The sequence below is a fragment of the Nocardioides potassii genome (assembly GCF_021648885.1).
In the GTDB taxonomy this organism is placed as follows: Bacteria; Actinomycetota; Actinomycetes; order Propionibacteriales; family Nocardioidaceae; genus Nocardioides; species Nocardioides potassii.
Genome location: NZ_JAKJHZ010000002.1, coordinates 41,795 through 54,261 on the forward strand (window position 1 = coordinate 41,795; position 12,467 = coordinate 54,261).

Annotated in this window: 14 protein-coding genes; 8 read left to right on the plus strand and 6 right to left on the minus strand. The window is 70.9% G+C overall.

Annotated elements, in window-relative coordinates; translation table 11 throughout:
• Nucleotides 1-32: 32 nt before the first annotated feature.
• Together pstB and L2K70_RS01220 are read left to right on the plus strand one after the other, a co-directional pair.
• Nucleotides 33-812 (plus strand): phosphate ABC transporter ATP-binding protein PstB, encoded by a 780-nt coding sequence (pstB, locus tag L2K70_RS01215; RefSeq protein WP_236397797.1) that lies wholly within the window; start codon nt 33-35, stop codon nt 810-812.
• Nucleotides 813-1,215: 403 nt separating this feature from the next.
• A complete protein-coding gene (locus L2K70_RS01220) occupies nt 1,216-2,130 on the plus strand; it encodes a hypothetical protein (protein WP_236397800.1) in 915 nt (304 codons plus the stop codon).
• 143 nt (nt 2,131-2,273) lie between these two features.
• On the opposite strand, the gene L2K70_RS01225 is transcribed toward L2K70_RS01220, so the two are convergent.
• From L2K70_RS01225 to L2K70_RS01240, 4 genes are all read right to left on the minus strand, one after another.
• Nucleotides 2,274-3,269: an inorganic phosphate transporter gene (locus L2K70_RS01225; protein WP_236397803.1), complete on the minus strand. Its 996-nt coding sequence runs from the start codon at nt 3,267-3,269 to the stop codon at nt 2,274-2,276.
• Nucleotides 3,270-3,273: 4 nt separating this feature from the next.
• On the minus strand, nt 3,274-3,891 hold the full coding sequence (locus L2K70_RS01230) for a DUF47 domain-containing protein (protein WP_236397806.1): 618 nt from the start codon (nt 3,889-3,891) through the stop codon (nt 3,274-3,276).
• Nucleotides 3,892-4,011: 120 nt separating this feature from the next.
• Entirely contained in the window at nt 4,012-6,189 is a 2,178-nt protein-coding gene (locus tag L2K70_RS01235; protein WP_236397809.1) for an RNA degradosome polyphosphate kinase, read from the minus strand.
• 46 nt (nt 6,190-6,235) lie between these two features.
• Complete coding sequence (locus L2K70_RS01240) at nt 6,236-6,598, minus strand: DsrE family protein (RefSeq protein WP_236397812.1); 363 nt, start codon at nt 6,596-6,598, stop codon at nt 6,236-6,238.
• A gap of 23 nt (nt 6,599-6,621) precedes the next feature.
• Here L2K70_RS01240 and L2K70_RS01245 point away from each other — a divergent pair, with 23 nt between their 5' ends.
• From L2K70_RS01245 to ygfZ, 5 genes are read left to right on the plus strand one after another with little or no spacing between them, the layout of a single operon-like run.
• Nucleotides 6,622-7,116 carry a heme-binding beta-barrel domain-containing protein gene (locus L2K70_RS01245; RefSeq protein ID WP_236397815.1) on the plus strand — a complete coding sequence of 165 codons (495 nt, stop codon included), beginning with the start codon at nt 6,622-6,624 and terminating at the stop codon, nt 7,114-7,116.
• Between the two features lie 16 nt (nt 7,117-7,132).
• Nucleotides 7,133-7,543 carry a Fur family transcriptional regulator gene (locus L2K70_RS01250; protein WP_236397817.1) on the plus strand — a complete coding sequence of 137 codons (411 nt, stop codon included), beginning with the start codon at nt 7,133-7,135 and terminating at the stop codon, nt 7,541-7,543.
• 42 nt (nt 7,544-7,585) lie between these two features.
• Entirely contained in the window at nt 7,586-8,152 is a 567-nt protein-coding gene (locus L2K70_RS01255) for a winged helix-turn-helix domain-containing protein (RefSeq protein WP_236397820.1), read from the plus strand.
• Complete coding sequence (locus L2K70_RS01260) at nt 8,149-9,420, plus strand: MFS transporter (protein ID WP_236397822.1); 1,272 nt, start codon at nt 8,149-8,151, stop codon at nt 9,418-9,420. Before L2K70_RS01255 ends, L2K70_RS01260 begins: the two co-directional genes overlap by 4 nt.
• Nucleotides 9,421-9,429: 9 nt before the next feature.
• Nucleotides 9,430-10,365 (plus strand): CAF17-like 4Fe-4S cluster assembly/insertion protein YgfZ, encoded by a 936-nt coding sequence (ygfZ, locus tag L2K70_RS01265; protein ID WP_236397825.1) that lies wholly within the window; start codon nt 9,430-9,432, stop codon nt 10,363-10,365.
• 119 nt (nt 10,366-10,484) lie between these two features.
• On the opposite strand, the gene mshD is transcribed toward ygfZ, so the two are convergent.
• Nucleotides 10,485-11,294: a mycothiol synthase gene (gene mshD / locus L2K70_RS01270; protein WP_236397828.1), complete on the minus strand. Its 810-nt coding sequence runs from the start codon at nt 11,292-11,294 to the stop codon at nt 10,485-10,487.
• A gap of 59 nt (nt 11,295-11,353) precedes the next feature.
• Nucleotides 11,354-12,082 carry a winged helix-turn-helix transcriptional regulator gene (locus L2K70_RS01275; RefSeq protein WP_236397831.1) on the minus strand — a complete coding sequence of 243 codons (729 nt, stop codon included), beginning with the start codon at nt 12,080-12,082 and terminating at the stop codon, nt 11,354-11,356.
• Nucleotides 12,083-12,127: 45 nt separating this feature from the next.
• Between L2K70_RS01275 and L2K70_RS01280 the strand changes: the two genes are divergently transcribed.
• The gene (locus tag L2K70_RS01280; RefSeq protein WP_236397834.1) at nt 12,128-12,424 is read left to right on the plus strand and encodes a MoaD/ThiS family protein; all 297 of its coding nucleotides are present in this window, start codon (nt 12,128-12,130) and stop codon (nt 12,422-12,424) included.
• Nucleotides 12,425-12,467 lie beyond the last annotated feature (43 nt).

Below are 12,467 nucleotides of genomic sequence, written 5' to 3' on the forward strand. Positions count from 1 at the left end.
CCCGTTAGCAGAGACAAGAGAGACTCACCCCCATGGCCAAGAGCATCACCGTCGACGACCTCGACATCTACTACGGCGACTTCCTCGCCGTGCAGGGCGTCAGCATGACCGTCAAGGCGCGGTCGGTCACCGCCTTCATCGGCCCCTCGGGCTGCGGGAAGTCGACCTTCCTGCGCTCCCTCAACCGCATGCACGAGGTCATCCCGGGTGCCCGCGTGGAGGGCAAGGTGATGGTCGACGGCCAGTCGCTCTACGACAGCGCGGTCGACCCCGTCGCCGTACGGCGTCAGATCGGCATGGTCTTCCAGCGGCCGAACCCGTTCCCGACGATGTCGATCTACGACAACGTCCTGGCCGGGAACCGGCTCAACTCGAAGAAGATGGAGAAGTCCGAGGCCGACGACATCGTCGAGCGCTCCCTCAAGGGCGCCAACCTCTGGAACGAGGTCAAGGACCGCCTCGGCAAGCCCGGCATGGGCCTCTCCGGTGGCCAGCAGCAGCGTCTCTGCATCGCCCGCGCGATCGCCGTCGAGCCGCAGGTCCTGCTGATGGACGAGCCGTGCTCGGCCCTCGACCCGATCTCGACCTCCGCGATCGAGGACCTCATCCACGAGCTGAAGTCCGAGTACACGATCGTCATCGTCACCCACAACATGCAGCAGGCCGCCCGCGTCTCCGACGAGACCGGCTTCTTCAACCTCAAGGCCGCCGGCCAGCCCGGCCACCTGGTCGAGTTCAACTCGACCCAGAAGATGTTCGCCAACCCCGACAACGAGGCCACCGAGGCCTACATCTCCGGCCGCTTCGGCTGACAGCCGCGCCGCCGGGCCCCCGCCGGTCCAGGGGCCGCCTTCTCGTGCTGGGTATCTAGGGACGTTCTGGTAGGCCGATCGGGGGTTTGGCCGACCAGAACGTCCCTAGATACCCAGCGCGGGCGGTCGTCGGGACACGGAGTTGGCCATTGAGCGTCCACAGGTAGCCGACGGAGGGCTGTGCAGCGGCCGCTGTGGAGAGCGACAGCGTCCCCGCGACGTCGACAGCGACGCTCGTGCGGTGGATCGAGAAGCATGGACCGAGGGTGCGTGGCCGCTCACCGGGGTAGGGCCGCGCGAAGGCCTTCCGCCGGGTTTCGTGTGGCCGGCTCGCCGTGGAGCCGCAGGTGGGCCAAGCCAGTGGGGCACCCGGTCCGGCGCGTTCAGGCCCGTCGGCGGCGGCATGTGGGTGCCGGCGGGAGTCGAGCTCACCATCGCGCAGCGCGTGGTGGAGGCCGCGGCACGGCTGCCCGCGCACGGCGGCGTGACGGGGTGGGCAGCGCTGGCGTGGCTGAACGGCCGCTGGTTCGACGGCGTCGGTCCGCGGATGTCGCCGCGACCGGTGACGTTGGCGCTCGGGTGCCGACATACTCTGCGCCCCTCGCGCGGCCTCGCCGTGAGCCAGGAGCTGGTGCCAGCGGGCGAGATCCACCGCCTCCGAGGGCTACGGATCACGAGCGCGCTCTGGAGCGTCGCCTTCGAGATGCGAAAGGCTCCCGACGACGAGGCAGCTGTCATGGCCTTCGAGATGGCGGCGTACGACGACCTCGTGTCGGTGGCCGAGCTGGCCGCCTACGTCCATACCGACCTGTGGATCAGGCAGGGGGTCGGCCGCATCCGTGAGCTCCTCCCCGACCTCGAGGAGAACAGCTGGTCCCCGCAGGAGTCCGTCATGCGGCGGACGTGGGAGGCGGGTGGCTTCCCGCGTCCGCGGGCCAACCATCCAGTGTTCGACGCGGCTGGACGTCTCATCGGCACGCCCGACCTGCTCGACCTCGATGCAGGCGTCTACGGGCTGTACGACGGAGGGCTGCACCTTGCCGGCGACGTCCGCCATCGCGACATCACCCAGGATGCGGCGTACCGGGGGCTCGGACTCGAAGGTGTCGTGATGATGGCGGGTGACCGGGCGGACCGCGACCCGTTCCTCGCACGGGTCCGTGAGGCGTACGCACGGGCGAGCCGGCGCCCGTCCGACGAACGACGGTGGCTTCGGGGCGTCCCTCGCTGGTGGACGCCCACCTTCACCGTCGAGCAGAGGCGCGCCCTGTCGTCGTACGACCGGGCTCGCGTCCTTCGCTATCGCTCTGCCTCGTGAGGGCGCGTGCCCCCGGGGTATCTAGGGACGTCTTGGTAGGTCTTTGAGCCCTCCGACCTACCGAAACGTCCCTAGATGCCAATCCACGCGGACGTCGTACGACGCTGGCGGCGGTCAGGGCTGCGCGAGCCGAGGCCTTGACGTCAGGGGAGGAAGAGGTGGGCGACCGCGTAGCAGACGGCGGCGACGAGGCCGGCGGCCGGGAAGGTCAGGACCCAGGCGGTGAGGATGGACTTCGCGACGCCCCAGCGGACGGCGGAGAGCCGCTTGGTGGCACCGACGCCCATCACGGCGGACGTGATGGTGTGGGTGGTCGAGATCGGGGCCTCGAAGACGTACGCCGTCGTGTACAGCACCGACGCGGCCACCGACTCCGCGGCGAACCCGCGGGGCGGGTCGAGGTGGATGATCCGCCGGCCCAGGGTGCGCATGATGCGCCAGCCGCCGGACCAGGTGCCGAGCGAGATCGCCGTCGCGGCGGCGATGATCACCCAGAGGGGGAGGCCGTCGGACTCGGCGACGTAGCCGCCGGTGAGGAGCGCCAGGAAGATCACGCCCATCGTCTTCTGGGCGTCCTGGAGGCCGTGGCCGAGCGCCATGGCGGCCGCCGAGATCGTCTGCGCAACCTTGAACCCGCGGTTGGCGCGACTCGGGTTGGCGTTGCGGAACAGCCACATGATGCCGAGCATCACCGCGAAGCCGAGCGTGAAGGCGACGACCGGGGAGAGGAACATCGGGATGACGACCTTCTCCAGCACCACGGCCCAGTTGGCCGTCGCCCCGGCGGCCACGGCAGCGCCCACCAGCCCGCCGATCAGGGCGTGCGAGGACGACGACGGCAGGCCGTAGTACCAGGTGATGAGGTTCCAGGCGATGGCGCCGAGCAGGCCGCACATCACGATCACGAGCCCATGGCTCCCCGGCCCGGGGTCGATGGTGTCGGAGACGGTGTGGGCGACCTTCTGCCCGAGGAACGCACCGACGAAGTTCATGACCGCCGCCATGGCCAGGGCGACGCGCGGCTTCAGCGCACCCGTCGAGACCGAGGTGGCGATCGCGTTGGCAGCGTCGTGGAAGCCGTTGGTGTAGTCGAACACCAGGGCCACGACGACCACCGCGACGATGATCGCGATTTCCATCGAGTCAGGACTCCTTGACCGCGATCTGCTCCACGATGTTGGCGACCTTCTCGAACGCGTCGATCGCCCCCTCGAGGGACTCGACGATGTCCTTGAGCTTCAGCACCTCGAGCGCCTCGTAACCGCCCCCGAAGAGGTTGGCGAGGATCCGGCGGTACGACTTGTCGCCGGTGTTCTCGAGCCGGTTGATCTCGATCCAGTACTCGTCGAGCGAGGCCATCGACTCCAGCGACGGCATCGCCGCAGCGGTCAGCTCGGCGCAGCGCTGGAGCACCTCGACCTGCTGCATCGTCTCCGGCGGCAGGCTGGTGACCTCGTAGAGGAGGACGAGGTCGACGGCCTCGTCCATCATGTCCATCACGTCGTCGAGCGCCGAGGCGAGGTTGTAGATGTCCTCGCGGTCGAACGGCGTCACGAAGGTGCTGTTGACCCGACGCACGATCGAGTGGGTGGTCTCGTCGGCGGCGTGCTCGGCCTCGCGCATGCGCTGGGCGATGTCGGCCTTCGAGTTGCCGTCGGACAGCATCTCGCTCAGGAGCTGCGCCCCGACGACGAGGTGGTTGGCGGCTTCGCTGAACAGGTCGTAGAACGAGCTGTCGACAGGGCGGAACTTCAAACGCACGGTGAACTCCGGAGGGGGGACGGATGAACCGTGCTTCATGCTAGGGGGTGACCCGCGTGCGGGCGCAACCGCGAGCCCCTCCCCAGGGCCGGGTGTGCCCGGACCCACGGCCGTACGACGTCAGTGCCGGCGTCGCCGCTGCCGCTGGATGAGCTCGTCGTGCAGGTGCCGCTCGCCGTGGTGGAGGTGCCACTCGCCGTCCGAGTCGAGGTCCCACGCGGTCGTGCCGGGGTCCAGCGCCAGGTCGAGGAGCGCGCGGACCTCCTCGACCACCTGCTCGTCGCGGAGCCGGACGAGCACCTCGACGCGGCGGTCGAGGTTGCGGTGCATCATGTCGGCCGAGCCGATCCAGGCAGCCGGCTCGCCGCCGTTCTCGAACCAGAACACCCGGCTGTGCTCGAGGAACCGGCCGAGGACCGAGCGGACCCGGATCGTCTCCGACAGCCCGGGCACGCCTGGTCGCAGGGAGCAGATGCCGCGGATGACCAGCTCGACCCGCACGCCCGCCTGCGAGGCGAGGTAGAGCGCGTCGATCACCGCCTCGTCGACCACCGAGTTGGCCTTGATCCGGATGCCCGCCGTGCGGCCGGCCTGGTGGTGGGCGATCTCCTGGTGGATCTGCGCGACGAGGCCGTCGCGCACCCCGTGCGGGGCCACGAGGAGGTGCTCGTAGGTGCGGTTGCGGCTGATGCCCGAGAGGTTGTTGAACAGCAGGGCGACGTCCTCGCCGATCTCCGCATCGGCCGTCAGCAGCCCCAGGTCCTCGTAGAGGCGTGCCGTCTTGGGGTTGTAGTTGCCCGTCCCGACGTGCACGTAGCGCCGGATGCCCTCGGGCTCGTCGCGGACCACCATCGAGAGCTTGCAGTGGGTCTTGAGCCCGACCAGGCCGTAGACCACGTGGCAGCCGGCCTGCTCGAGCTTGCGGGCCCAGCGGATGTTGGCCTGCTCGTCGAAGCGGGCCTTGATCTCGACGATCACCAGCACCTGCTTGCCGGCCTCGGCCGCGTCGATGAGCGCCTCGATGATCGGGCTGTCGCCCGAGGTGCGGTAGAGCGTCTGCTTGATCGCCAGGACGTGCGGGTCGGCCGCCGCCTGCTCGAGGAAGCGCTGCACCGACGTCGCGAACGAGTCGTAGGGGTGGTGCAGCAGCACGTCGTGGCGCGCCACCGAGTCGAAGACGTCGACGGGGGAGGCCGACTCGACCTCCGCCAGGCTGGGGTGGGTCGAGGGGAGGAAGGCGGCGTACTTCAGGTCGTCGCGCGGCAGGTCGGCGATCGAGTGCAGCCCCGTCAGGTCGAGCGGGCCGGGCAGCGAGACCACCTCGTCGCGGCTCACGCCGAGCTCGGAGACCAGCAGGTCGAGCACCTTCGGGTCCATCGACTCCTCGACCTCGAGCCGCACCGGCGGGCCGAACCGTCGCCGCTGCAGCTCCTTCTCGAGCGCCTTGAGGAGGTTCTCGGCGTCGTCCTCCTCGACCTCCAGGTCCTCGTTGCGGGTGACCCGGAAGGTGTGCGCGCCGAGGACCTCCATGCCGTTGAAGAGCTTCTTGAGGTGCTCGCCGATGACGTCCTCGATCGGCACGAACCGCTGGTTGCCGAGCTCGATGAACCGCCCGAAGGTCGGCGGCACCTTCACGCGCGCGAAGTGCTCGGTGCCCGTCTTCGGGTGCCGTACGACGACCGCGAGGTTGAGCGACAGCCCGGAGATGTAGGGGAAGGGGTGCGCCGGGTCGACGGCGAGGGGGGTGAGGACCGGGAAGATCCGGTCCTTGAAGAGCTTCTTGCAGACCTTCTGCTCCTCGCGGTCGAGGTCGGCCCACCGGACGATCTCGATGCCCTGCGCGCCGAGCTCGGGGAGCAGGTCGGCGAAGGCGCGGGTGTGCCGCTCCATGAGCTCGCGGCTGCTCGCCCACAGCTGCTCGATCTGCTCGCGCGGCATCAGGCCGCTGGCCGCCCGCACGGCCACCCCGGCGGCGATGCGGCGCTTGAGGCCGGCGACCCGGACCATGAAGAACTCGTCGAGGTTGCTGGCGAAGATCGCGAGGAAGCGGGCCCGCTCGAGCAGCGGCAGCTGCGGGTCCTCGGCGAGCTCGAGCACGCGCTGGTTGAAGTGCACCCACGAGATCTCGCGATCGATGAACCGGTCCTCGAACTTCTCGACGGCCTCGATCTGGGCCGCGTCGGGCGTGTAGGGCGGCTCGACGTCGAAGGTCTCGGTGGGGTGGCCGAAGGGCTCCGACACCGGCCCCTCGTCGACCGACGGCGAGGTCGTGCTGGTGAGGGTGGCGGGGTCCGGCATGGGCCCAGTGTGGCACCGCGAGGTGAACGGCGGATGACCTGAACGGCTAGTAGACGAGGGCCTGCACGCCGTCGCCCAGCACCTGCTCGGCGAACACCGCCGCACCGGCGATCCGGACGCCCTCGCGCAGGTCGTCCTCGCCGATCCCGCGCCGCGCGGCGCACTGCGAGCACACGGTGACCGACCCGGTGTCGAGCACGACCGCCAGCAGCTGGTCGAGGGGCGTCGCGAGGTCGAGCTCGAACTCCTCGGCGCGGCCCGGGACGCCGTACCAGGCCGCCTCGCCGGTCAGCCACAGCGAGACCTCGGCACCGGCGGCGGCCGCCGCGGCGGCGACGGTGAACCCCTGGTTGAGCCGCTCGGCCTCCTCGGCGCCGCAGGTGACCTTGACGACCAGTGAGCGAGCCATGTCGCCACACTAGAGTGACGGCCATGCCCTTCGAGCTGCCGGACAACCTGCACCCCAACTGCGGCCCCGTCGCCTGGCTCCTCGGCACGTGGCGCGGCAACGGTCACGGTGCGTACCCGACGATCGAGTCCTTCCAGTTCGGCCAGGAGCTGATCTTCACCCACGACGGCCGCCCGTTCTTCCACTACATGTCGCGCTCGTGGATCGTCGACGAGCAGGGCGAGTTCGTCCGCGACGCCGCGATGGAGACCGGCTTCCTCCGGTGCCCCGAGCCGGGCAAGGTCGAGCTCCTCCTCGCGCACAACATCGGCTTCTCCGAGATCTGGTACGGCGCCGCCGACGCCGGCAAGCTCGAGCTCCACACCGCCGGCGTCTCCTTCACCGAGACCGCCAAGGAGGTCACCGCGGGCTCGCGGATGTACGGCAACGTGGAGGGCGACCTGCTCTACGCCTACGACATGGCCGCCGTCGGCCAGGAGCTCCAGCCCCACACGTGGGGTCGGCTCAAGCGAGCCTGACCACCCGAGACGACCGATGAGCGACGACCTCGCCGCCCGGCTGCGGGAGCAGGGACTGCGGCTCACCCCGCAGCGCCAGCTCATCCTGCGGGCGGTCGAGGAGCTGCGGCACGCGACGCCCGACGAGGTCCTCGCGCACGTGCGCAGCCAGGTCAGCTCGGTCAACGCCTCGACGGTCTACCGCACGCTCGAGGTGCTCGAGGAGCTCGGGTTGGTGCGCCACACGCACCTGAGCGACCGCGCGCCGACGTACCACTCCAACCTCGAGCACGAGCACGTCCACGCGGTCTGCCGCCGCTGCCGGAAGGTGCGGTCGTACGACCCCGCTGTCGTGCAGCCGGTCGTCGACGCCCTCGCCGCCGACGGGTTCGTCGTCGACGTCGGCCACCTCGCGATCTTCGGGGAGTGCGCCAACTGCGAGTCCTGAGCGCATATTGCAAGAAGTCTTTCGAAAGAGTACTTTCGACGAGTGCCTGATCCTCGTCGCCTCCGTGACCCCCGTGCGCTGACCGCGCTCGCCCATCCCGTGCGACTCGGCATCATCGAGCTGCTCGCGACCGAGGGCCCGATGACCGCCAGCCAGCTGGCCGACCGGCTCGACGAGTCGCCGGCCAACTGCTCGTGGCACCTGCGCAAGCTCGCCGAGCACGCCTTCATCGAGGAGGCCGAGGGCGGCACCGGTCGCCAGCGTCCGTGGCAGATGGCCTACCAGGGCCTCAGCTGGGGCGAGGACGACGACGCATCGCCCGAGGAGCAGCGCGCCGGCGAGGCCCTCGCCCGGGCGATGATGGAGCGCTGGGTCGACCGCTACCTGCGCGCCGACGTGTCGGAGACGGTGCCGGCCTGGCGCGAGGCGAACCGCCTCACGCAGACCATGGGGTGGCTCACGGTCGATGAGCTGCGGGAGGTCAACGACCGGGTCGTCGAGCTGATCCGTGCCTACGAGGACCGGATGGCCGATCCCTCGGCCCGTCCGGAGGGCTCCCGCCTGGTCGAGATGGTGGCGTGGGGTGCCGCCGTCGAGGTGACCCGGTGAGGGCCGCCTTCGCCCAGCCCGGCTTCACCCGGCTGTTCGCCGGCCTCTCCACCTCGATGCTCGGCGACTCGATCATGCTGCTGGTCCTCAGCATCTGGGTGAAGACGCTGACGGGCTCGAGCGCGATGGCGGGCTTCACCTTCTTCTTCATGTGCATCCCGGCGATCTTCGCACCGCTCGTCGGCGTGTGGATCGACCGCCTCAGGCGCAAGCCGATGCTCGTGTGGGGCAACCTGCTCACCGCGGTCGCGGTGCTGCCGCTGCTCCTGGTGCGCGACGCCGGCGACGTCTGGATCATCTGGACCGTCGCGGGACTCTACGGCGTCAGCTTCGTCGTGCTGCCCGCCGGCATCAACGGCCTCCTCAAGGAGCTCATGCCCGACGACCTGCTGGTCGAGGCCAACTCCAGCCTCCAGACGATCAAGGAGTCCTACCGCCTCTTCGGCCCGCTCCTCGGCGCCGCGCTCTTCGCCTGGCTGGGCGGCTGGGCGGTCGCGCTCGTCGACATCGCGTCGTTCGTCATCGCGGCCGCCGTGATCTCCACCATCACGGTCGACGAGGAGGCGCCCGAGCGGGAGGAGTCGGCGTACTGGACCCAGCTGACCGAGGGCCTGACCCACCTCGTGCACGACCGGGTCCTCGGCAACCTGCTGATCGGCTTCGGCCTCTCGATGCTCGTCCTCGGCTTCACCGAGTCCGCGATCTTCGCCCTCACCGACCACTTCGGGAAGGAGGCGACCTACGTCAGCGTCATCGTGTCCGTGCAGGGCATCGGCGCGGTCGCCGGAGGGGTGCTCTCCGCGCGATGCGTACGACGCTTCGGCGAGGTCGCGACGAGCACGCTCGCGCTGGTCCTGCTCGGCGCGAGTGCCCTCGGCATCGCCGCGTCACCGGTCATCGCCGGGGTGCTGGTCAGCGTGGTGCTCTTCGGCGCCTCGCTGCCGCTGCTCGTCGTCGCCTACATGACGATCCTCCAGCGACGCACGCCCCAGCGCCTGATGGGGCGGGTCTCCACCGCTGCCGAGGTGGTGATGACGGTCCCGAGCGCGATCTCGCTGGCCTTCGGCGCGGTGCTGGTGTCGCTGGTCGACTGGCGCTGGATCTTCCTCGTCATCGGCCTCGCCACCTTCGCGGGCGCCGGTCACGTCGCCTTCTGGCTGCGCGACGAGCTGCGCGGACGTACGACCGTCGCGCCCGAGGTCGCGGACGAGCCGCCCGCGCCGCTCGACCCGTCCTCGCCGCTGGGGCCGGGCGTCGGCGCCTCCTAGGATGGGGTCATGGCAAGCCCGCTCCTCGCCCTCCCCGGGGCCGTCGCCGGTGACGGCATCGACGCCCCGGTCGCCGCGCACTACGGCTCGTTCAACACCGAGCAGCGCGCCCTGGCGCAGGGTGACGGGTTCGTGGACCTGTCCCACCGCGACGTCCTCCGGATCTCCGGTCCCGAGCGGCTGAGCTGGCTGCACAACCTGACGACCCAGTACTTCGACGGCCTCGCTCCCGGCACCTGGACGCAGGCGCTGGTGCTCAGCCCGCAGGGGCACGTCGAGCACGCCTTCACCGGCGTCGACGACGGCGAGGCGTTCACCGCGCACACCGAGCCGGGGGCCGGCGCGGCCCTCGTCGACTGGCTCGAGCGGATGAAGTTCATGACCCGCGCCGAGGTCTCCCTCGTCGACGACCTCGCCGTGATGTGGCGACCGTGGGAGGGCCCGGGGCGCTACGACCTCGTCCCCCGCGACCGCCTGATGGCGTACGCCGACGCGGCCGGGCCGGCCGCCGGCCTGTGGGCGTTCGAGGCGCTGCGCATCGAGCGCGGCGAGCCGCGTCTCGGCCTGGACACCGACCACCGCACGATCCCCAACGAGGTCGGCTGGATCGGTCCGGCGGTCCACCTCGACAAGGGCTGCTACCGCGGCCAGGAGACGGTCGCCCGGGTCCACACCCTCGGCCGCCCGCCGCGCCGGCTGGTGCTGCTGCACCTCGACGGCTCGGAGAACCGGCTCCCGCCACCCGGCTCGCCCGTGTCCTACGAGGGCCGTGACGTCGGCTTCGTCGGCTCGAGCGCGCGCCACCACGAGCTCGGCCCGGTCGCGCTCGCGCTCGTGAAGCGCAACGTCCCGGTCGAGGCGACCCTCACGGTCGACGAGATGCCCGCCGCCCAGGAGGTCGTCGTCGACCCCGAGGTCGGCCTCCACGTCCGCCCCCTCCGCTGACCCGAATCTCCTTCGTCACCGCGAGCATCGGTCGTCTACCCGGGTATCTAGGGACGTTCTGGTAGGTGGATCGGCCCTCGGGCCTACCACAACGTCCCTAGATACCGGGCTCGGGAGGGTCAGGGGTGGCGGCGGTACTGCACGTGGGTGTCCGCGTCGGCGTGCGCGAACCCGAGGCGCGAGTAGACGGCGAGAGCCGGGGCGTTGTCGGCCTCGACGTAGAGCAGCACCTCGCCGACGCCGAGTCCTGCGAGGTGGCGCAGCCCGGCGAGGGTGAGCACCCGCCCGAGGCCGCGGCCCTGGGCCTGCGGCGAGACGCCGACGACGTACACCTCTCCGAGCGAGTCGTCGTGCTGCTTGGTCCAGTGGAAGCCGAGCAGGCCCGACTCGTCCTCCGCGACCAGCAGGCCGGCCGGGTCGAACCACGGCTCGGACATCCGCCGCGCGAGGTTGGCGCGGTCCATCGCGCCCTGCTCGGGGTGGCTGGCGAAGGCGGCGGCGTTGACCGCGACGATCGCGTCGGCGTCGGAGTCGACGTAGGAGCGGATCGTCAGTCCCTCGGGGACCGTCAGCGGCGGCAGCGGCAGCGTGGCGTCGCGCCGCATCACCCACAGGTCGCGGACCCGTTCCCAGCCGTACGACGCCGCGAGCCGCGCCGCGGCGGGGTGGTTGCCGTGGGACCAGGCGACCAGCTCGCCGTCGTACGACACCCGCTGCAGGAGCGCGGCTCCGACACCGCGCCCGCGAGAGCCGGGGTGCACGGCGAGGCTGAGGTCGCCGTCGTGGAGCAGTGCGAAGCCGTCGCCGTCGACCACGACCGTGGCGACCCCGTCGGCGAGGGCCATGCGGGCGGCCTCGTCGAGGGGTGACGCCCCGTCGCTGGCCGCGGCGGCCTCGGCGATACGGGTGACCTCGGCGACCTCGTCCATGGCGCGACCCTAGGCCAGACGGCGCGGAGGGGTCAGGCGGGTCAGGCGACTCAGCCGGCTCAGACGTCGGCTGACGAGCGGTCCGAAGGGACGGAGGTGTCGGACGACTCGCGCGCGGGCACGACGAAGCGGTAGCCGACGTTGCGGACCGTGCCGATGTGGTGCTCGTGCTCGGTGCCGAGCTTGGCGCGCAGGCGCCGCACGTGCACGTCGACGGTGCGGGTGCCGCCGAAGTAGTCGTAGCCCCACACCTCCTGCAGCAGCTGCTCGCGGCTGAAGACGCGACCCGGGTGCTGGGCGAGGTACTTCAGGAGCTCGAACTCCTTGTAGGTCAGGTCGAGCGGGCGACCCCCGATCCGCGCGGTGTAGGTCGCGTCGTCGACCACCACCTCCCCGCGGTGGATGACGTGCGCGGCCGGGTCGTCCGGCATCTCCGCGCCGGCGCGGCCGATGGCGAGCCGGATCCGGGCCTCGAGCTCGGCGGGACCGCAGGTGTGCAGCACCACGTCGTCCATGCCCCAGTCGTGCGCGACCACGGCCAGCCCGCCCTCGGTGACGACGAGGAGGACCGGGGCCTCGGCGCCGGTCGTGCGGATCAGTCGGCAGAGGTCCCGCGCGGCGGCGAGGTCCTGCCGGCCGTCGACGAGCACCAGGTCGGCGGAGGGGGCGTCGATCAGCGCGCTGCCCTGCGCGGGAAGGATCTTGACCGTGTGGGACAGCAGGGCCAGCCCGGGAAGCACCTCTGCGGAGGGCTGGAGCGCACCCGTGAGCAGCAGGAGTGAACTCATGGCTGACCTCCTCGGATGCTGGGGCGATGAGGAAGGATATCGGGCATGGGAGCAAGGACGGGACTCGAACAAAGTCGTGAGACGGTCACCGTGCGCTACTGGGCGGGTGCGCGCGCGGCTGCGGGCACGGCCGAGGACTCCTTCGACGTCGACGGCGAGCTGACCCTCTCCGACGTCGTCGCCCGGGTGCTCGAGCGCCACCCCGGCGACCGGATGTCGCGCACGGTGGCGGTCTGCTCGGTGCTGTTGGGCGACCGGCCCGTGCGCTCGCAGGACCCGGCGACCGTCGTCGTGGCGCCCGGCTCGGTCGTCGAGCTGCTGCCCCCCTTCGCCGGGGGCTGATCGCCGCCCGGCGGGAACACGCACGGGGTCCGCCGTCGTTGAG